A 20069-nucleotide genomic window follows, 5' to 3' on the forward strand; every position below is an offset into this window, starting at 1 on the left:
ACTCTGTCGGCAGGCGGGGCCGGGCAATTGCGCCGAGGCAGTGCGGCAGGCATCATCGAAACAAGGTTTATGTACGGTAGCGGCCATATCGGCGGCGCCCAGCCTTCACGGATGATGCTCCATGACCGGTTACTGCACGCGCCACACTACGCGTTACCCAGCAGGACCAGCCCTCATCCGTGGGTTGCTTCTGCTTGTCTTGTGCCTGCCCGGCCTTGCCGTCAGCGATCAAGCCGACAGGCGTAAAGGCCAGCCAACGCTGCAGATCATCGATTTCCAGCTGCGCTGGAAGCACCAGTTCCAATTCGCTGGCTACTACGCCGCCATTGCCCAGGGTTATTACCGCGAAGAAGGTTTCGAGGTGCGCCTGCACGAAGGCGCACCGGGCCGTACTCCGGTGGATGAGGTGCTGGCCGGCCGCGCACAGTACGCCGAGTCCAATAGCGAACTGCTCTACGAGCGTCTCAAGGGCAAGCCGCTGGTGGCCCTGGCGGTGATTTTCCAGCACTCGCCTTCGGTGCTGCTGGCCCGCGCCGATGCCGGCATCGAGAATGCCCACGACCTGATCGGCAAGAACGTGATGCTGATGAACGCGCAGACCGATGCCGACTTTCAGGCTATGTTCCGCCGGGAAGGCATCGACCCTACGCTGATCCAGCTACAGCCCAGCAGCTACGACATCGAAGATCTGGTTTCCGGCAAGGTGGCCGCGTTCAATTCCTACCTGACCAATGAGCCGTACCACCTGCAACAGCGCGGCATCGATTACAGGGTGATTTCACCCAACACCTACGGCATCGACTTCTACAGCGACATCCTGTTCACCAGCGAAGCAGAGGTGCGCGACAACCCCGAGCGGGTCGAAGCCTTCCGTCGCGCCACCCTGCGTGGCTGGCGCTACGCCATGGACAACCCCGAGGAAATCATCGACCTGCTGCTTACGCAGTATCAGGTGAAGAAATCCCGCGCCCACCTGCAGTTCGAGGCCCAGGCCATGCGCGACCTGATCCTCCCCGACCTGATCGAGATCGGCCACATGAACCCGGGCCGCTGGCAGCGCATGGCCGAGGCCTTTCACGAACTGGGCATGGTCAGCGATACCCGCGCACTGGAAGGGTTTATCTACGACCCCAACCCACACTCTCAGATCGAACGCCTGCAGAAGATGATCGTTTTGATCAGTATCGGCGCCGTTCTGACCTTACTGGCTGCGCTACTGCTATTAGCCAGCCAGCGCCGCCTAAGACGTGAGATCCAGCGCCGCCAGGTGGCCGAAGAAGAAGTGCGCAACCTGGCCTTCCACGACAGCCTCACCGGCCTGCCCAACCGCAACAGCTTCATCCCCTACGCCAAGCAGAAACTGCTAAGCGCCAAGCGCAACGGCGAATGCCTGGCGCTGTGCTACATCGACCTCAACCGCTTCAAGCAGATCAACGATGCCCACGGCCACCAGGCCGGCGATGCGATCCTGATCCACACGGCCAGGGCCATCAGTGCGCATATCCGCGAAGCCGACATGGCGGCGCGCATGGGTGGCGACGAATTTGTCATCCTGCTCGACGGGGTACACAACGATGCCGACATCCAGCAGCTGACTGCGCAGATCTGCCGGGCCATCGCCCTGCCGCTGCGCTGGGCCGACGTCCAGCTGCAGGTCAGCGCCAGCCTGGGTGTGGCCCTGTATCCGCGCGATGGCGAGGAGCTGGATGAGCTGATGTCCAAAGCCGATAGCGCCATGTTCATGCAGAAGGCGGCCATGCTGGTCATGCGCTAAGTGCCTGTTCACGCGCTAGCGAATACGCCAGGCCGCCACGCCACCCTTGAATACTGCGCACTCATTTGCCGTGGTTGGCAAAGCCCGCAAACAAACGCTCAACGCGGCGCGATATGCGCCACCATCAACTGCACGCTCTCACGCCCCTGGTACTCGTTGACGTCGAGCTTGTAGGCCAGTTCCACCCAGCGCACGTTGGGATTGGGCCAGACCTCGCGGTCGATATTGAAGGCGATGCCATCCAGGGTCTGCCCGCCACATTCGGTCTTCAGCACCAGCTTGAGGTGCTTGTCGCCGACCAGGCGCTGCTGGACGATCTGGAACACGCCGTGGAATAGCGGCTCGGGGAAGTGCTGGCCCCAGGGTCCGGCATGGCGCAGGGCCTTGGCCAGCTCCAGATGGAACTCCTCGACGCCGAGCTGGCCGTCGGACAGCAGGCGTCCGGTCAGGTCGTCCTCGTTCAGCTGGCGGCGCACCTCGGCATCGAAAGCAGCGGCGAAGGCACCGTAATGTTCCTGCGGCAGCGACAGGCCGGCGGCCATGGCATGCCCGCCGAACTTGCTGATCAGCCCCGGATGCTTGGCCGCCACGGCGTCCAGCGCATCGCGGATATGCAGGCCCGGTACCGAGCGCGCCGAACCTTTCAATACCCCCTCACCGGCATCGGCAAAGGCGATGGCCGGACGGTGGTAACGCTCCTTCAGGCGCGAGGCGAGGATGCCGATCACGCCCTGGTGCCAATCTGGCTCAAACAGACACAGACCGAAAGGCAGGCTTTCCACCGGCAGATCCTTGAGCTGGGCCAGAGCCTCGCGCTGCATGCCTTGCTCGATGGACTTGCGGTCCTTGTTCAGCTCGTCGAGCTGCTGGGCCATGTCGCGGGCCAGGGCCTCGTCGTCACAGAGCAGGCATTCGATGCCCAGGCTCATGTCGTCCAGACGCCCAGCCGCGTTCAAGCGCGGACCGAGGATGAAGCCGAGGTCAGTGGAGGTGATGCGCCCATGCTGGCGCCCCGCCACTTCCAGCACCGCACGCAGGCCCGGCCGAGCGCGACCGGCGCGGATGCGCGCCAGGCCCTGATGGACCAGGATGCGGTTGTTGGCGTCCAGCGGCACCACGTCGGCCACGCTGCCCAGGGCGACCAGGTCAAGCAGTTCACCCAGATTAGGCTCCGCCACGCCACTGCTGGCGAACCAGCCGATTTCGCGGAGCTTGGCACGCAGAGCCAGCAACACATAGAACATCACCCCGACCCCGGCCAGCGCCTTGCTCGGGAACTCGCAGCCCGGCTGGTTGGGGTTGACGATGGCATCCGCAGCCGGCAATTGCGGACCGGGCAAATGGTGGTCGGTGACCAGCACGGTCAGCCCGGCCGCCTTGGCTGCGGCCACGCCCTCGACGCTGGAGATGCCGTTGTCCACCGTCAGCAGTAGATCAGGCTGGCGCTGCAGGGCCACGGCGACGATTTCCGGGGTCAGGCCGTAGCCGTATTCGAAGCGATTGGGTACCAGGTAATCGACATGCGCCGCACCGAGCATGCGCAGGCCGAGCACGCCGACCGAGCTGGCGGTGGCGCCGTCGGCATCGAAATCGCCGACGATAAGGATGCGCTGGCGTTGCTGTAAAGCCAACACCAGCAACTCGACCGCCGCATCGATACCCTTCAGCTGCTGATACGGAATCAGCCGCGCCAGGCCCTTGTCCAGCTCGGCGACAGACTGCACACCACGCGCCGCATACAGGCGGGTCAGTAGCGGCGGCAGATCGCCGAGGTCAGGCAAGTTGGCGGGAAGCGGGCGGGGTTCGATGCGCATGGGTATTCCGGTTGTTCTTCCAAGCAAGCCTGGGTGACTCGTACTGATGGTTCCCTCGCTCTGCGTGGGAACCCCTCAAGGGACGCTCCGCGTCCCGGTGTGCCCAAGCTGGACGCGGAGCGTCCGGGCTGCACTCCCACGCAGAGCCTGGGAACGATCGAGCTGAACTCAGCGTTCGCCGACCAGCCACTCCAAGGGAATCTCGTGCTGGCCGCGCTCGTCGGTGACGAACAGCTCGCCGTCGCTGATCATCACGCTCCAGCTGACCGTACGCGGCAGGTCACGGGCCAGGTTTTCCAGGGCTTCCTGGTTCACCCCAACCACATTGATGTTCTTCAGGTTGCGCACATTGTCGAGCACCTTGGTCTGCCACACGCGCAGGTTGCCGTAGGCCACCAGGCTGAACTTCTCGGCGCGCCGCGAGCACCAGGTGATGCGCTCGGCATCCGGCTGGCCGACTTCGATCCAGTGCAGCACGCGGTCGTCCAGGCTCTTCTCCCATAACGCCGGCTCGTCGATATCCGACAGGCCACGACCGAAGGCCAGCTGCTCGTGGTACCACAACGCATAGGCGATCAGCCGCACGCACAGGCGCTCCTCGGTTTCCGAGGGATGCTTGGCCACGGTGAAACGCAGGCTTTCGTAAATGCTGCGGTCGATATCGGTGAGGTTCAGGTCGACTTTGTAAGGCGTGGCTTGCAGGGCCATGGGCGTGCTTCTTGATGTTCTGGAAAGCTGGCAAGTCTACCCGAAAGACCCGCCACGGTTACGCCGGATGCTTGCCCGATCATCCGAGCGCAAGCGCTCAGCTCGCCGCAGGTCGCGCCCGTTCACGGAACAGGGCGGCATACAACACTCCGCACAGCGCACCAAACAGGTGGTACTCGAACGACACGCCCTGGCTCGGCAACAAGCCGAACCACCAGCCGCCGTAGTAGAACAGCACAAGCAGCGCGACCAGAAGATTGCCCAGGCTACGCTGGAACCAGGCCTGGGCCAGCAACAGGCCCCACAGGCCGAACAGCCAGCCGCTGGCCCCCAGGTGCATGCCAGGACGAGCAAACAGCCAGACCAGCAGGCCGCTGCCGACGATGATGAAGGCGCTGGCGGCGATAAAACGCTGCAACGAACCCAGGCTGACCAACCAGCCGAGCACCAGCAGCCCCGGCAGGTTATTCAACAGGTGCAACCAGCCGGCATGCAGCCAGGGCGCGGCGAGGATGCCGGGCAGGCTGGCCGGATAACGCGGCAGCACGCCCCAGACATTCAGGGCATTGCCGCTGAGGCTGTTGATCAGCTGCAGCGCCAGCATCAAGGCGGCGATACCTAACAGCGTTTGCAGGCGGGGGACTATCCAGGCTTTCACGTTCCGCTGTGCTCCATGCTCCAGGCCATCTAGGCGGGTGCCAGCGATTTAACCGCACAATGCCGGCGCGCGACAGCCTGGTCAGGCGCTCCGCGCTCCCCAGCCGGCACACAATGGCATAGGCTTATGCGCTCACCTTCTGCCCCGGAGCCACCATGATTCCCAGCAAACCCCTCGACGGCCTGAAAGTGGTCGAACTCGGCACCCTGATCGCCGGGCCGTTCGCCTCGCGTATCTGCGCCGAGTTCGGTGCCGAGGTGGTCAAGGTCGAATCGCCGGATGGCGGCGACCCGCTGCGCAAGTGGCGCAAGCTGTACGAGGGCACGTCGCTGTGGTGGTTCGTGCAGGCGCGCAACAAGCAGTCGATCACCCTCAACCTCAAGCATGAGGCCGGCCGCGAGATGCTGAAGAAGCTGCTCAGCGAGGCCGACATCCTGATCGAGAACTTCCGCCCCGGCGTGCTGGAAAAGCTAGGCCTCGGCTGGGACGTGCTGCATGCGCTCAATCCGAAACTGGTGATGGTGCGCCTGTCCGGCTTCGGTCAGACCGGGCCGATGCACGACCAGCCGGGCTTCGGCGCGGTGGGCGAGTCGATGGGCGGGCTGCGTTACATCACCGGTTTCGAGGACCGGCCGCCGGTGCGCACCGGCATCAGCATCGGCGACTCGATTGCTGCGCTGTGGGGCGTGATCGGCGCTTTGATGGCGCTGCGTCATCGCGAGGTTAACGGCGGTCAGGGCCAGGTGGTCGACGTGGCGCTGTACGAGGCGATCTTCGCCATGATGGAAAGCATGGTCCCGGAGTTCGACGTGTTCGGCTTTATCCGCGAACGCACCGGCAACATCATGCCCGGCATCACCCCCTCCTCGATCCACACATGTGCCGACGGCAAGCACATCCAGATCGGCGCCAATGGCGATGCGATCTTCCAGCGCTTCATGCGTGCCATCGGTCGCGATGATCTGGCCGATGCACCGGACCTGGCCGACAACGCCGGCCGCGATGCCCGCCGCGACGAGCTGTACGGGGTGATCGACCGCTGGGCAGCCAGCCTGCCGCTGAGCGAGGTGGAAGCTACCCTGGTGCGTGCCGAGGTTCCGGCCAGCCGCATCTATTCCGCCGAAGACATGTTCAAGGACCCGCAATTCCTCGCCCGCGAGATGTTCCTCTCGGCCAGGCTGCCGGACGGTAAGCCGTTCAAGATGCCCGGCATCGTACCCAAGCTGAGCGACACACCCGGCGCAGTGGAATGGACAGGGCCGGCGCTGGGCGAACACAACGCGCAGGTACTCGGCGGATTGGGCTACAGCACCGAACAGATTGCGGCCTTGAAGGCCGCCGGCACCATCTGACCCAGTGGCCCGGACTGATTCTCATGGTTGCAGACAGGTCTGCGACGCAAGCATTCAAGCAGGCGCCATGCACGGACCAACGGTCTTGCCGGAAAATACTTAAAAGTCCAACATGGACAAATAAGTTTAATTCCAGCCCAGCGGAGCGCCTTCCCTATGTCCAGCCCGACTCCCTATGTGATCCACCAGGCCGAAGCCGAACGCCTGCTCGCCCGCATCGACGTGCCGGCAGCCCTGCGCAGCATGTTCCGCAGCTTGGCCGCCGGCAAGGCCGTGCAGCCGGCGCAGCAGCTGGTGGAATTCCCCGCGGGCGGCGATTTCATCAACTACTTGGGCGTGCTGGCCGAAGAAGGTGTGTACGGGGTCAAGACCTCGCCGTACATTCCCGACCCGCAAGGCGCCGTGGTCACCGCCTGGACCCTGCTGATGTCGATGCGCAATGGCCAGCCGCTGCTGCTGTGCGACGCCCACAGCCTGACCACCGCACGCACCGCCGCCACCACTGCCCTGGCGGTCGACGAACTGGCACCGGCCGGCGCCCGTCACCTGGCGATCATCGGCAGCGGCGCGGTGGCTCGCGCCCACCTGCATTACGTGAAAGATCTACGCGAATGGCAGAGCATCCGCCTGTACTCGCCCAGCCTGGCCAGCCGCAGCGCCGCCGAGCGCGCCGCCCTGCAGGCCCTGGATAGCCGCCTGCAGCTGTGCGACAGCCAGGAAGCGGCGGTGGCCGATGCCGAGGTGATCCTGTTGTGCACCTCCTCGGCCCAGGCCCTGCTCGATCCACTCAGCCTTGGCCGCGCCACGCTGGTCACCTCGATCAGCACCAACGCCCTGCGTGCCCATGAAGTGCCGCCCACCAGCCTGGCTGGCATGGACGTGTACTGCGACTACCGCGCTACCACCCCTGGCGCGGCCGGCGAGATGCTCCTGGCGGCAGAAGCCGGCTGGAGCCGCAGCAGTATCAGTGGCGACCTGCCCGAGCTGCTCAGCGGCCTAGCACCTAAGCCGGACTACCAGCGCCCGGTATTCTTCCGTTCCATCGGCCTCGGCCTGGAAGACATCGCTCTGGCCAACGCCCTCTACCAGCTGCGGGAGCAGGGCCAATGAGCGCGGTGATAGACACCGAGTACCTGATTATCGGCGCCGGGATTGCCGGCGCCTCGACCGGCTATTTCCTCGCTGCGCACGGCAAGACCATCCTGTTGGAGCGCGAAAGTCAGCCCGGCTACCACTCCACCGGTCGCTCCGCCGCGCTCTACACCGTGGCCTATGGCACGCCCCAGGTGCGCGCACTGACCGCCGCCAGTCGCGCCTTCCTCGACCAGCCACCGGCCGGTTTCAGCGACCACCCGCTGCTCAGCCCACGCGGCGAACTGGTGGTGGACTTCAGCGGCGACCCGGACGAGCTGCAGCGCCAGTACGAGAGTGGCAAGGCCAGCGTGCCGGACATGCGCCTGCTGGATGCCGACCAGGCTTGCGCCCTGGTGCCGGTGCTGCGCCGCGACAAGGTGCAGGGCGCCATGCTCGACCCCAGCGCCGCCGACATCGATACCGACGCCCTGCACCAGGGCTTCCTGCGCGGCATTCGCCAGCAGGATGGGGAAATCCACTGCCAGCGCGAGGTCGATTCCATCGAGCAAACTGCCGAGGGTTGGCTGGTGCGCTGCGGCGAGCAGCAATACCGCGCCCGCGTGCTGATCAATGCTGCCGGCGGCTGGTGCGATCAGATCGCCCAACTGGCCGGGGTCGCGCCCATTGGCTTGATTCCCAAGCGCCGCGCGGCCTTCACCTTCCTGCCGCCGGAAGGCATCGACAGCCATACCTGGCCCTGCCTGGTGGACCTGCACGAAGCCTTCTACTTCAAGCCGGACGCCGGCCAGCTGCTCGGCTCGCCGGCCAATGCCGACCCGGTCGAGCCTCATGACGTGCAACCGGAGGAACTGGATATCGCCCTGGGCATCTACCAGATCGAGGAGCACACCACGCTGTCGATTCGCCGCCCGCAGCACACCTGGGCCGGGCTGCGCAGCTTCGTTGCCGACGGTGATCTGGTCGGCGGCTACGACCCGCAGGTAGACGGTTTCTTCTGGGTCGCTGCCCAGGGTGGCTACGGCATCCAGACCAGCGCGGCGATGGGCGAGGCCTGCGCCGCACTGATCCGCCGACAGCCATTGCCGGAGCGCTTCACCGCCTTCGGCCTGAGCGCGGCAATGCTCAGCCCCGACCGCCTGCGTAGCCCAGGTGCAGTCCGGGAATAAGCCTCGCGCCCGCTCCGGATTGCCTCCGAGCTACAGCGACACTGCGCCGCGGTGCACCTGATGACGCACCCGGCGCTTTGCGGCACACTCGCCGAGCCGATCCAGGAGCCCACCGCATGACGCCCCGCCCCGCCGCCGACCTCGATAACTTCCGCGCCATCGCCGACGCCATCGCCACCCTGTTCTATCCCCATGCCGAGGTGGTGCTGCACGACCTGCGTACGCAGAAGATCGACCATATCGCCAACAACCTGTCCAAGCGCGCGGTCGGCGACGATGCAGCCCTGGAAGACATGCTCAGCGGCGAGGTGGACGAGCGCAATATCGGCCCCTACGAGAAGCTCAACTGGGATGGACAGAAGATCCGCTCGGTCAGCACAGTACTGCGCGATGCCAAGGGCACACCGATCGCCGTGCTGTGCCTGAACCTGAATATCTCGATGTTCGAGCGCGCCAAGCAGGCGCTGGACCTGTTCCTCTCCGCCAGCAAACTGATTCCGCAACCGGACGCACTGTTTCGCGACGACTGGCAGGAGCGTATCAACACCTTCCTGCACGCCTGGCTGCAGCAACGCCAGCTCGGCCTCAACCTGCTGACACGCGAGCACAAGCGCGAGCTGGTCGAGGCGCTGCACAACGAGGGCGCGTTCAAGGGCAAGAGCGCGGCCAACTACGTGGCCAATGTGCTGAACATGGGCCGCGCCACGGTCTACAAGCACCTCAAGGAAATCAAGGGCGAGGCCTGATTCAGCCCGCCAGCGCCCCCTTCACGCCAGCCTTGCGGCGCTGCACCAGCTCTTCCAGGCGACGGCTGGTGATTGCATTCGCTCCGGGCCCGGCACGCAACCCAAGGTTGCGGATGTCCACCGCCTCACCCTGCGTGTCGAAAAGCTGCACCGGTTTCACCGGAGCACCACTGTTGCGATTGACAGGAATCACAGGGGCTCCACCGGGCAAGGGATTCCAGCGGTCGCCCCATTGCAGGATGGCCACAACTATCACATGCAATGACAAGCCCTTCTCGGTCAGTTGGTATTCGGTTCCCCCATCGACCATGCGCTTGATCAGAATGTCGTGATCCTGCAGCAGCTTCAGTCTCTTCGACAGAATCCCCTTGGACACTCCCAGGTTGCGCTGGAATTCATCGAATTTCGAAGAGCCCCACAGGCACTCCAGCACGATCAGCACATTCCACCAGTCCCCCAGCACATCTAGCGAGCGCGCGACGGAGCAATTCCGATCCTCGAACGTAAGCCTTTCCACCCTGCAAACCTCCAGATAAGCCACGAGAGAAACCCGGCGCGAAAGCGCTTGACAGGTTTCATTATAGAACCTAATTTCAACCCTGCATGGTTCTATTATAGAACCAAAGTCAAAACACCCTGAATCGAGGTCTCCACAACATGATCAAACAACTCCTGGCACTCGGTCTGCTCATCGCCAGCGGCGCCGTGCTGGCTCAGCCGGACAGCCACTGCATCACCAACGAACTGGAGCGCGACATAGTCAATGCGGCCCTCGCGCTGGAAATCGGCAAGTGCCATCTCGCCACGGCAACCAACGACGCCAATGGCCTGCCCGCCCTCGAATACGCCCACAGCTGGTTCCTGCAGGCCAAGGCACTGGGCGCAGCAGACGCGCAAGAACAGCTGGACACCACCTACGCCCGCCTGCAACTGGCCGCAGGAGCCCAGTAATCATGATCAGACTGCCCTTGCTCCTCACGCTCGGCCTCGCCTTGCACTCCGCCGCCCAAGCGACAGAAACCACGCCACTGGGTGCGGAATTGGCCGGCAACGCCGATGGCTCCATTCCCGCCTGGCAAGGTGGCTATCGTCAGCCGCTGGCCTCAACCGACATTGCCCGCGACTTTATCGATCCCTTTGCCAGTGACCCCATCGAACTCACCATCGATCACAGCAACTATCAGCAATATCAGAACCACCTCACCCCCGGACAGATCGAACAGCTGCGCAGGAATAAAGACGGCTACCGGCTGAACGTCTATCAGACCCGCCGCACCGCCGCGGTGCCCGAGCCGGTCTACCAGGCAGCCAGCCGCAACCGCGAGACCGCGCAACTTACCCCGGATGGCAATGGTGTAACCGGTTACCAGGGCTACTACCCCTTCCCCGCGCCCAAGACCGGACTGGAAGTACTGTGGAACCACTTCATGCGCTATCGCGGCGGCAGTCTGTTCAGGTCGCAGACCCAGGTCGTGACACAGTCAAGCGGCTCTTTCAACGAGGTGCAGATCGAAGAGCGCGCAGTATGGCCCGAAAATCTCAACGGTTTCGACCAGGCCACCGACGCCAACGTGATGATCTATGCCAAGCAGGAGGTCGTGGCACCCGCTCGGCTGGCCGGCAACATGCTGCTGGTCCACGAAACCGTCAATCAATACCAGCAACCTCGCCTGGCCTGGCTCTATAACGCAGGGCAGCGCCGCGTGCGCCGCGCCCCTCAGGTCGCTTATGACGGCCCAGGCACAGCAGCCGACGGGCTAAGGACTTCCGACAACGTCGACATGTATTCGGGCTCGCCAGATCGCTACGAGTGGAAGCTGGAAGGCAAGCAAGAGATCTACATCCCCTACAACAACCACCGTCTGACCGATCAGAATCTCGACTCCGAACGCCTGATCCAACAAGGGCATCTCAACCCCGAACTCCTTCGTTACGAGAAGCATCGGGTGTGGAAAGTGGTCGGCACCCTGCGCGAGGGTCAGCGCCACGTCTATGCCAAGCGGGTCTTCTACATCGACGAGGACACCTGGCAGATCGCCCTGGCAGAGCACTATGACAGTCGCGGTTCCCTGTGGCGTTTCTCCGAGGGTTTCCACGTGCAGTACTACTATGCCGATACGCCCTGGTACGCCGCTGAAGCCATCTATGACTTCAACAGCTCCCGCTATCTGGTGATGGGCTTACTGTACAACTCCGGCAATCCCGTTTCGTTCGGATTCAGAGCGACCAAATCTGAATTCCTGCCGGCGGCCCTGAGGACGTCCGGGATCAAGTAAAGGGAGAGGAACCATGCACAAGGTCAACTTTCTCGACGAACTGGCGCGGATCGACGAGCACTGGAGCCAGCGCATCGTCGGCGAGGCCAACGGGCAACTGATCAAGCTAGCCAAGGGCATCGGCGAGACACGCTGGCACAAGCACGAAGATCAGGATGAGCTGTTCATCGTCTGCTATGGCTGCCTAACGATCCAACTGCGCGAGGGGACGGTCGAGCTCATGCCTGGTGAGATGTTCATAGTCCCCAGAGGCGTGGAGCACTGCCCGCGGGCCGATAGCGAAACCGGCTTTGTCATCGCTGGACTTAACGTCACTTCAACCGCCGCTGGTGGCAAACCCAACCTGTAATGTCAGGTGCCATGCTCGGCTCCGGTGAGCCGGGCATGGCGTTTAGGGCGCGCATTTATATGTATCTGCTCGCCGAGTTGCCATTGGCTCGATCTTGCCACTGCGATCAATCGAGCTCAGCGCACCGTCGACTAGGCCCACTCATCACCTCGCTGCAAAGCCAGTGCTCTCAAGTCGCCGAGCCTTCGGTGACGGACTAGATAACAGACCCATAGCCAACAAAAAGGCCGCGCAATGCGCGGCCTTTTTCAGTTGCGCCGATTACTCGCCGTAGATATCGAAGCTGAAGTACTTGCTCTGGATCTTCTGGTACTCGCCATTGGCGCGGATCGCCAGGATCGCCGCATTCAGCTTGTCGAGCAGGGCCTGGTCGCCCTTGCGCACGGCGATGCCGGCGCCTTCGCCGAAGTAGGTCGGGTCGGTGAACGCCGGGCCGACGAAGGCGAAGCCTTTGCCCTGCTCGGTCTTGAGGAAGCCTTCATCCACCGGGATAGCATCGGCCAGGGTGCCGTCGACGCGACCGGACACCATGTCCAGGTAGATTTCGTTCTGCGAGCTGTAGCGCACCACTTCCACGCCCTTGGGCGCCAGCACCTCGGTAGCGAAACGGTCGGTGGTGGTAGCGCGCTGCACGGCGATGCGCTTGCCGTTGAGGCTGCTGAAGTCGGCGCTGATCTCAGTGCCGGCCTTCATCGCCAGGCGCGCCGGGCTGTAGTAGTACTTGCCGGTGAAATTCACCGACTTGCGGCGCTCGTCGGTGATGGTCATGGACGACAGTACAGCGTCGACCTTCTTCACTTTCAGCGAGGGGATCAGGCCATCGAACTCCTGCTCGACCCACTGGCACTCGACCTTCATCTCGGCACACAGGGCGCCGCCGATTTCCACGTCGAAGCCCGCCAGCTGACCCTCGGCGGTCTTGAAGGCGAAGGGTGGGTAGGCAGCCTCGATCCCCAGACGCAGGGGCTTGTCGGCAGCGAACAGGCTGGATGCCATCAGGCTCAGGGCAAGGCTGCCCAACAGGACGAGTTTCTTCATGGTGCGACTCCCGCTATACGTGTGGACGCCCGCCGCAGGTGGCAGGCAGGTTGGCTATAGGCGTTACTGGCGTGGCAGAAGAAAGGGCAGGCGACGCAGGTCGCTGCTGGAGTGAAGCCGGTTGGGGCAGGTGCTGATGCATGATCGGTCACTGCTGATTTGTACTTATGAGTCCATACTGGACTTTTATGTACATATCGTCAACAGACTGCAACAACCGTAAGTCGACGGCCAATCGGCGGGCAAAGAGAACCGCTGAAGAACCAGGAAATGTCGAGCTGGAGCGCGCTACGCCTGGCGCTCAGGGTTTGCTCCAGCGCTCGGCCGCGTCCTGGTCGCTGCTACGCCCTTCCACCCAGCGCGCACCTTCGGCGGTGTCTTCCTTCTTCCAGAACGGCGCGCGGGTCTTGAGGTAATCCATGATGAAGTTGCAAGCGTCGAAGGCGGCCTGGCGGTGGGCGCTGGCGGTGCCGACGAAGACGATCGGCTCGCCCGGCGGCAACTGGCCGACGCGGTGGACGATCTCCACCCGCAGCAACGGCCAGCGCTGCTCGGCTTCCACCACGATGTTCTGCAGGGCCTTCTCGGTCATACCCGGGTAGTGTTCGAGGAACATACCGTGCACGTCCTGGCCGTCATTGAAGTCGCGCACGTAACCGACGAAACCGACCACCGCACCAATGCCCAGTTGCGCCGCATGCAGGGCGTTCAGCTCGGCGCCGGGGTCGAAGGCTGCGGATTCGACGCGAACGCCCATGACCTAACCTCCGGTAACCGTGGGAAAAAAAGCCACTTCATCGCCATCGGCCAGTTCGCTGTCCAGGCTACACAGCTCCTGGTTGCGCGCGCACATCAGGTTCTGCTCGGCCAGTACCTGCCACACGCCGCCACGGCTGAGCAGGTGCTGGCGCAGCTGATCGAGGCTACTCAGTGCGGCAAGCTGCAACTGCTCACCATCGATACCCAGCACCTCACGGTAACGGGCGAAATACTGCACGCGAATCATGCCTGCTGCTCCGCTACGAAGTGGCCGCTCTTGCCGCCCAGTTTCTCCAGCAGACGCACCGACTCGATAACCATGCCGCGGTCCACCGCCTTGCACATGTCATAAATCGTCAGCGCGGCGACGCTGGCGGCGGTCAGCGCTTCCATTTCCACGCCGGTCTGCCCGGCCAACTTGCAGCGCGCCTGGATGCGCACGCAGTCGTCGCCCTCGGCCTGCAGTTCGACCTTGACGCTGGTGAGCATCAACGGATGGCACAGGGGAATCAGGTCGGAGGTCTTCTTCGCCGCCTGGATGCCGGCGATGCGCGCCACGGCAAACACGTCGCCTTTCGGATGGCCGCCGCTGGCGATCATCTGCAGGGTGGCGGGCAGCATGCGCACGCGGGCTTCGGCCACGGCCTCGCGGGAGGTCACCGCCTTGTCGGTGACGTCCACCATGTTGGCGCGGCCTTGGGAATCGAGATGGGTCAGCATGGGACTTTCTACCGGCTAGAGATGCCCCATGTTAAAACGAAAAAGGAGAGTGGGTCGGCATTCTGTGCAAACTTTGCCGCCCACTCCGAATCACTACCGCTTTTATCGCACAGGGTCAGGCCAAACTCGGCGCACGCCGAACTTTGCAAGATACTCATCAGTCTCCCAGAACTTACTCGCACCACTCCACCTGTAGGTGAGATCTACGAACTCGTCTGTTTCTCTCAGAATCTCCGGCTGTTCAACCCCAGCAATCGACAGCATCCCATTCACGGAGTCGGTACCAAGACTTGAAGCCGCCTGAATGCCTCTAACGTTATTGCTGCGCTCCAGCCTGATCGTGTACTCAATCATGTGAAATCTCCTCACTCAACAAGCGTAAATATGTTCTACATTCGCCCCCTTACATATGAGTTTCCGCGTACTCGGCCAGCAGCGAACGCGGCACGCCCTGCAGGGTGATGTGTACGCCGTGCTCGAAGTCCTTGAAACGCTCGGTGAGATAGGTGAGACCGGAACTGGTGGCGGACAGGTAAGGTGTATCGATCTGCGCCAGGTTGCCCAGGCAGATCACCTTGGAGCCGGTACCGGCGCGGGTGATGATGGTCTTCATCTGGTGCGGGGTGAGGTTCTGGCACTCGTCGATCAGAATCAGGCTGTGCTGGAAACTGCGCCCGCGGATGTAGTTGAGCGATTTGAACTGCAGCGGCACCTTCTGCAGGATGTAGTCGACGCTGCCATGGGTGCTCTCGTCGTCCATGTGCAGCGCTTCCAGGTTATCGGTGATGGCGCCCAGCCAGGGCTCCATCTTCTCTGCTTCGGTACCGGGCAAAAAGCCGATGTCCTCGTCCAGGCCCTGCACGCTGCGGGTGGCGATGATGCGCCGATAGCGCTTGCTGACCATGGTCTGTTCGATGGCCGCGGCCAGCGCCAGGATGGTCTTGCCCGAACCGGCGGCGCCGGACAGGTTGACTAGGTGGATGTCCGGATCGAGCAGGGCGAACAGTGCCAGCGACTGGTAGATGTCACGCGGTTTGAGGCCCCAGGCTTCTTGGTGCAGCAGCGGCTCCTGATGCAGGTCGAGGATGGTCAGGGTACGTCCGTCGATGCCCTTGACCCAGCCGACGAAGCCCTGCTCGTCGATGATGAACTCGTTGACATGCACGGCCGGCAGGTTGTCGGTGAGCTGCACCTGGTGCCAGGTACGGCCGTGGCCCTGACGGGTCTCGACCTTGTTCACGCGGTCCCAGAACGAGCCCGTCATGTTGTGGTAGCCGCGCGACAGCAGGTTGACGTCGTCGACCAACTGGTCGGTGTGGTAGTCCTCCGAGGAGATGCCACAGGCACGCGCCTTCAAGCGCATGTTGATGTCTTTGGTCACCAGCACCACACGCACGCCCGGGTTGCGGCTGCGCAGATCGACCAGCTGGTTGATGATCTTGTTGTCGTTGAGGTCTTCGGGTAGCCAGGTCAGCGGCTCCGCGCGCTTACTCATGAGAATCGACAGACTGCCGCAAGGCCCGCTCTTGCCACGCTGGATCGGTACGCCCTTCTCCACTTCCTCCGGTGTGGCCTCGCCCAGTACCTGGTCGATCAGGCGGATGGCCTGGCGACATTCGGCGGCGACCGAGTGCTTGCCGGCCTTGAGCTTGTCCAGCTCCTCGAGCACGGTCATGGGGATGGTGACGTGGTGTTCCTGGAAGTTCAGCAGCGCGTTTGGATCGTGGATAAGGACGTTGGTGTCGAGGACATAGAGGGTGGGCTGGGTGGAGCGGGTGTGTCCGTGATCATCCATACTCGGTCACCTTATCTGGAGGCCATGCGGAGCCGGTAAAGCGCTCCGTCGAAGGGCCGCCGACCACCCGACCGAAGTCGGGAAAGTGCTAGCAAAAGTGATGGCCGATGGCCGCCACCTGTGCTGCAGGGTTCGGCGGTCTGTCTTTGTTAATACTCCATTCGGGATGACAGAAAAAAGAACTTTTTCATCGCTTGCAGACTTTTTTATCGGCTAGACGAATAACCCTTGGCGTACCCGATCAGCACCGTTAAAGTCGGAAGTCCTGCCCCTAGACGAGCCCGCCATGACTCGTTCAGCAACGCCCTTCGCAAGCCCCCGAAAAACCCTCTTTATCTGCGCACAATTCAGCGATAACTGCGGCAATCCTGCCACTGCAACGGCACCCCTACGCTCGCCTGCAGCACCCAGGGCAAGGCGCCTTGGGCCTTGTTGTGGATGTCGTGGAACAGCAGCACGCCGCGGCGCCACAACAGCATCAGGGTCAGCACGCGCTGGCCAGCGGCCTCGGCGTTGACCTTGCTGCTCCAGTCCTGCGAGTCGATCTGCCACAGCGCCACCTGTTGGCCCTGCGCGGCGAAGAAGGCCTGGCTGTCGGCCTGGCGCTGGCCATAGGGCGGACGGAACAGCGGCACGTACAGCGCCGGCAGTTCGCGCTGCAGCAGTTCACGGGTTCGACTCACAGAGCCCTGCCAGTCGGCCCAACTGGCGTGCGACTTGTGCTCCCAGCCGTGGGAAGCCACACACTGGCCGGCATACAGCTGGTTCAGGGCGACGGCCGAGGTTTTCTGCAGGCGCTGCTGCAGGTTGCTGCCGAGCACATAGAAGGTGCCGTTGAGGCCCTGCTGGCGCAGCCAGGCGGCCAACTTGTCAGTGTGGCCACCGAGCGCCGTGGGGCCGTCGTCGAAGGTCAGGAGGAACTGCATATCGGCCAGTTCGTCGCCGTTGCGTTCCTGCTCGGAGAACAGCGCGATCTCGCTGCTGATCCGCGGGAACAGCGCGGCCAGGCGCATCTGCTCGTTGAGGTAGCCGAGGTGGAAACGCTGGCTGGCCTCGGCCCAGGCGAAGTAGCGCGAGTCTGGCGCGATCACCCACTGCCGGGCCTGCTCGCGCAGCGCGGCGACATCCGCAACCGGTGCGCAGAAATCGCTGGCTGGCGTGCAGCTCTGCCGAGCCAAGCGGTAATTCTCCAGCAGGCGCTGCCAGAGGCGTTCGCGCACCTGGGCAATCGACTGCAGGTTGGCCGACTTGAGACCCAGGCGGGATTTCCAGCCTGCTTCGTCGAGCCCCTCGCTGGCCTGCAGGGCCTGGGCGAAGGTGAGGATTTCCGCGCGCGAGGCGCTATCGAAAGCGGCCTGGCTGTGCAACGGCTCGGGCCAGGTGCCGCGATCGAGGGTGGCGAAGGTCGCGGGGCCGGCGGCCTGGGCGCTGCCGGCCAGCAGGCCGAGGCCGAGTACCAGGGTTCTAAGCATGAATTCTCTCCTTGAATAAAAACGCGCCCCCGAAGGAGCGCGCTGATTAAGCCGGCAACCGATCAGTGACGATCCTGCACCCGCAGGATGGCCTTGTCGTACACCGGGTTGGCCTTCTGTTCCTTGGCCAGGTGGTAGTGGCGCAGAGCGTCGTCGTACTGCTCGGCGGCCTCGTAGATACGCGCGATGTTGTAGTAGGAGCCTGCACGCACGGTGGCCGCACTGGCGCCGCTGGCCAGGGCGATGGCCTTGCGGTTGGCCCAGATCGCCTCGGCGGTGCGCCCGGCCTTCTGGTAGGCCAGGCCGAGGTTGCCGTAGGCCTGGCCGTAGTTGGCGTCCAGCTCGATGGCTTCGCGGTAGAAGTCGATGGCCTGGTCCAGCTGGCCGGCATGGTAGGCGGTCTCGCCCTGGCGGTTGAGCGCCTTGGCATCACCCTGGGCGGTTTGCGTGGCGCTCAGGCTGGCAATGCTCTGGCCTTCGTTCTGCAGCGGCTGGAGGATGCCGCCGATGGTGGCGCTTTCGCCGCTGATGCCCTGCAGCTGGTTGATGTCCTGGAAGTCGCCGTTGCCGGTGACGCGGAACACCGTCCACAGGTTGCCGCGCTGGCCCTGCGGCACGTAATAGGTGCGCACCAGCGACTGGCCGACATAGACGAAAACCTTGGCCTGGCTGGCGCTCAGGGCATTGGCCGACGGGTTGCCGCTGTTGATGAAGTCATGCACGGCATACACGTAGGTTTCGCCGAAGCGTTTCTTCTGCAGGGTGATGGTTTCCGGACCGTAGCTGTCGGTGTCATCGACATCCAGATTGGCCTCGTCGCCCTCTTTCTCCATGAAGAAGATGTGATTACCCGGGTAGGCGATGTGCGAGTCGAGGTCGGCCGGGGCCTGACCCCAGCTGAGCACCACACGCATGCCGTCGAGGCTCTGCATGACCGGGCTGATGGCGTAGGTCATGCCCTTGCACGGGCACTTGGCGACCAGGTTGGAGTAGCCGGCTTTCTTGATGATCAGCAGGCTGGCGGCGTCATCAGGGAAGGCCGTGGTCAGGCTGACCTGACCCTGGGCGTTGGTCTTGCCGACCACAGTCTGCGCACCGTTCTTCTGCACCAGCACTTCGGCGTCGGCAATGCGCTGGTCCTTGACCACGGCACTGAGCACTTCGATGGGCAACTGCTCGGCCTGGGCCAGGGCAGCGGTGGATGCGAACAGCAGGGATACGATGGCGCGAGGGAGAAAACTCACTGCGACCTCCTTGTCAAAGCGATGAATGGAAGGCGCGGCCAGACGACCGCACGGCGGCCACTATAACCGCAGCCCGCAGCACAGTCTGTGACTGATCGCCCCGATAGCTGGAGCCATGCCCCGTATCCAGCCTAGAATCGCCGCCACGTTTTATGGAGACGATCCAATGCTGATGGTGATTTCCCCCGCCAAGACCCTGGACTACGAGACGCCGCCGGTGATCGGCCGCTTCACCCAGCCCGCGCACCTGGACCATGCCCAGGAGCTGATCGGCCAATTGCGCGAACTGAGCCCGCAGCAGATCGGCGAACTGATGCACCTGTCGGACAAGCTCGCTGCCCTCAACGTCGCCCGCTACGGCAGCTGGCAGCGGCCGTTCAACCCGTCCAACGCCAAGCAGGCGCTGCTCGCCTTCAAGGGCGATGTGTACACCGGGCTCAATGCCGAGGACTTCGCCGAGGCCGACTTCGACTTCGCCCAGCAACACCTGCGCATGCTTTCCGGCCTGTACGGCGTACTGCGCCCGCTCGACCTGATGCAGCCCTACCGCCTGGAAATGGGCACCAAACTGGCCAACCCGCGCGGCAAGGATCTGTATGCCTTCTGGGGCGAGCAGATCAGCGCCTGGCTCAATGAAGCCCTGGCCGAACAGGGCGACGACGTGCTGCTTAATCTGGCCTCCAACGAGTACTTCGGCGCGGTCAAGCGCAAGGCCCTTAATGCGCGAATCATCGACACCGAGTTCAAGGACCTGAAGAACGGCCAGTACAAGATCATCAGCTTCTACGCCAAGAAGGCCCGCGGCCTGATGGCCCGCTACGTGATCAAGGAACGCCTGCGCGACCCGGCTGGGCTGAAGGACTTCAGCTACGCCGGCTACCGCTACAGCGCCGAGCAGTCCAAGCCGGACAGCCTGGTGTTCCTGCGCGACCAACCAACGGAATAAGAGTCCGCGCCAATCCGTCGATCCGCACTGGCTCAGCCCTGGGCAGGGGCAGTTGCTAGGGTGGATCGCGCTCCGTCGATCCACCGAGCGGCGTCATGGTGGATGAGACAAGCGTCATCTGCCCTACGGACTACAGGCCTCCAAACATCTGGCACGC

General features: G+C 63.4%; 21 protein-coding genes. 9 read left to right on the top strand and 12 right to left on the bottom strand.

Annotated features, from left to right (window positions below; genetic code table 11):
• Positions 1 to 184 precede the first annotated feature (184 nt).
• Complete coding sequence (locus tag H3H45_RS12400; protein ID WP_182834059.1) at positions 185 to 1774, top strand: GGDEF domain-containing protein; 1590 nt, start codon at positions 185 to 187, stop codon at positions 1772 to 1774.
• Between the two features lie 98 nt (positions 1775 to 1872).
• On the opposite strand, the gene recJ is transcribed toward H3H45_RS12400, so the two are convergent.
• The 3 genes from recJ to H3H45_RS12415 form a co-directional block, all read right to left on the bottom strand.
• A complete protein-coding gene (gene recJ, locus H3H45_RS12405) occupies positions 1873 to 3588 on the bottom strand; it encodes a single-stranded-DNA-specific exonuclease RecJ (protein ID WP_182834060.1) in 1716 nt (571 codons plus the stop codon).
• Between the two features lie 168 nt (positions 3589 to 3756).
• Positions 3757 to 4296 (bottom strand): YaeQ family protein, encoded by a 540-nt coding sequence (locus tag H3H45_RS12410; RefSeq protein WP_182834061.1) that lies wholly within the window; start codon positions 4294 to 4296, stop codon positions 3757 to 3759.
• Positions 4297 to 4393: 97 nt separating this feature from the next.
• Positions 4394 to 4900 (bottom strand): rhomboid family intramembrane serine protease, encoded by a 507-nt coding sequence (locus H3H45_RS12415; protein ID WP_182834541.1) that lies wholly within the window; start codon positions 4898 to 4900, stop codon positions 4394 to 4396.
• A 209-nt stretch (positions 4901 to 5109) separates the two neighbouring features.
• Between H3H45_RS12415 and H3H45_RS12420 the strand changes: the two genes are divergently transcribed.
• The 4 genes from H3H45_RS12420 (at position 5110) to H3H45_RS12435 (ending at position 9313) form a co-directional block, all read left to right on the top strand.
• Positions 5110 to 6306, top strand: a complete 1197-nt coding sequence (locus tag H3H45_RS12420; RefSeq protein ID WP_182834062.1) for a CaiB/BaiF CoA transferase family protein — start codon at positions 5110 to 5112, stop codon at positions 6304 to 6306.
• A gap of 156 nt (positions 6307 to 6462) precedes the next feature.
• On the top strand, positions 6463 to 7416 hold the full coding sequence (locus tag H3H45_RS12425) for an ornithine cyclodeaminase family protein (RefSeq protein WP_182834063.1): 954 nt from the start codon (positions 6463 to 6465) through the stop codon (positions 7414 to 7416).
• 5 nt (positions 7417 to 7421) lie between these two features.
• Positions 7422 to 8567, top strand: a complete 1146-nt coding sequence (locus tag H3H45_RS12430; RefSeq protein WP_182834542.1) for an NAD(P)/FAD-dependent oxidoreductase — start codon at positions 7422 to 7424, stop codon at positions 8565 to 8567.
• Between the two features lie 116 nt (positions 8568 to 8683).
• Positions 8684 to 9313: a helix-turn-helix transcriptional regulator gene (locus H3H45_RS12435; protein WP_182834064.1), complete on the top strand. Its 630-nt coding sequence runs from the start codon at positions 8684 to 8686 to the stop codon at positions 9311 to 9313.
• 1 nt (position 9314) lies between these two features.
• Here H3H45_RS12435 and H3H45_RS12440 read toward each other — a convergent pair whose 3' ends face one another.
• Entirely contained in the window at positions 9315 to 9854 is a 540-nt protein-coding gene (locus H3H45_RS12440) for a winged helix-turn-helix transcriptional regulator (protein ID WP_328822340.1), read from the bottom strand.
• A 116-nt stretch (positions 9855 to 9970) separates the two neighbouring features.
• Between H3H45_RS12440 and H3H45_RS12445 the strand changes: the two genes are divergently transcribed.
• Genes H3H45_RS12445 through H3H45_RS12455 form a run of 3 tightly spaced genes read left to right on the top strand, consistent with a single transcriptional unit; the run spans position 9971 to position 11938 of the window.
• Positions 9971 to 10264: a hypothetical protein gene (locus H3H45_RS12445; RefSeq protein WP_182834065.1), complete on the top strand. Its 294-nt coding sequence runs from the start codon at positions 9971 to 9973 to the stop codon at positions 10262 to 10264.
• Positions 10265 to 10266: 2 nt separating this feature from the next.
• Positions 10267 to 11589 (top strand): DUF1329 domain-containing protein, encoded by a 1323-nt coding sequence (locus H3H45_RS12450; protein ID WP_182834066.1) that lies wholly within the window; start codon positions 10267 to 10269, stop codon positions 11587 to 11589.
• A gap of 13 nt (positions 11590 to 11602) precedes the next feature.
• Positions 11603 to 11938 (top strand): cupin domain-containing protein, encoded by a 336-nt coding sequence (locus H3H45_RS12455; RefSeq protein WP_182834067.1) that lies wholly within the window; start codon positions 11603 to 11605, stop codon positions 11936 to 11938.
• A 261-nt stretch (positions 11939 to 12199) separates the two neighbouring features.
• On the opposite strand, the gene H3H45_RS12460 is transcribed toward H3H45_RS12455, so the two are convergent.
• From H3H45_RS12460 to H3H45_RS12495, 8 genes are all read right to left on the bottom strand, one after another.
• Positions 12200 to 12976, bottom strand: coding sequence for an ABC transporter substrate-binding protein (locus tag H3H45_RS12460; protein ID WP_182834068.1), 777 nt, complete (start codon positions 12974 to 12976; stop codon positions 12200 to 12202).
• A gap of 301 nt (positions 12977 to 13277) precedes the next feature.
• Entirely contained in the window at positions 13278 to 13733 is a 456-nt protein-coding gene (gene moaE / locus H3H45_RS12465) for a molybdopterin synthase catalytic subunit MoaE (protein ID WP_182834069.1), read from the bottom strand.
• Positions 13734 to 13736: 3 nt separating this feature from the next.
• Positions 13737 to 13982 (bottom strand): MoaD/ThiS family protein, encoded by a 246-nt coding sequence (locus tag H3H45_RS12470; protein WP_182834070.1) that lies wholly within the window; start codon positions 13980 to 13982, stop codon positions 13737 to 13739.
• Positions 13979 to 14455 carry a cyclic pyranopterin monophosphate synthase MoaC gene (moaC, locus tag H3H45_RS12475; protein WP_182834071.1) on the bottom strand — a complete coding sequence of 159 codons (477 nt, stop codon included), beginning with the start codon at positions 14453 to 14455 and terminating at the stop codon, positions 13979 to 13981. The genes H3H45_RS12470 and moaC overlap by 4 nt, the downstream gene beginning before the upstream one ends.
• A gap of 102 nt (positions 14456 to 14557) precedes the next feature.
• The gene (locus H3H45_RS12480; RefSeq protein ID WP_182834072.1) at positions 14558 to 14809 is read right to left on the bottom strand and encodes a hypothetical protein; all 252 of its coding nucleotides are present in this window, start codon (positions 14807 to 14809) and stop codon (positions 14558 to 14560) included.
• Between the two features lie 49 nt (positions 14810 to 14858).
• Positions 14859 to 16250: a PhoH family protein gene (locus H3H45_RS12485; protein ID WP_182834073.1), complete on the bottom strand. Its 1392-nt coding sequence runs from the start codon at positions 16248 to 16250 to the stop codon at positions 14859 to 14861.
• Between the two features lie 347 nt (positions 16251 to 16597).
• Positions 16598 to 17722, bottom strand: a complete 1125-nt coding sequence (locus H3H45_RS12490; protein ID WP_182834074.1) for a polysaccharide deacetylase family protein — start codon at positions 17720 to 17722, stop codon at positions 16598 to 16600.
• A 62-nt stretch (positions 17723 to 17784) separates the two neighbouring features.
• The gene (locus H3H45_RS12495; RefSeq protein ID WP_182834544.1) at positions 17785 to 18945 is read right to left on the bottom strand and encodes a tetratricopeptide repeat protein; all 1161 of its coding nucleotides are present in this window, start codon (positions 18943 to 18945) and stop codon (positions 17785 to 17787) included.
• A 187-nt stretch (positions 18946 to 19132) separates the two neighbouring features.
• On the opposite strand from H3H45_RS12495, the gene yaaA reads away from it, so the two are divergent.
• Positions 19133 to 19912: a peroxide stress protein YaaA gene (gene yaaA / locus H3H45_RS12500; protein ID WP_182834075.1), complete on the top strand. Its 780-nt coding sequence runs from the start codon at positions 19133 to 19135 to the stop codon at positions 19910 to 19912.
• Positions 19913 to 20069: the final 157 nt, after the last annotated feature.

The organism is Aquipseudomonas guryensis, assembly GCF_014164785.1.
Taxonomy (GTDB): Bacteria; Pseudomonadota; Gammaproteobacteria; order Pseudomonadales; family Pseudomonadaceae; genus Aquipseudomonas; species Aquipseudomonas guryensis.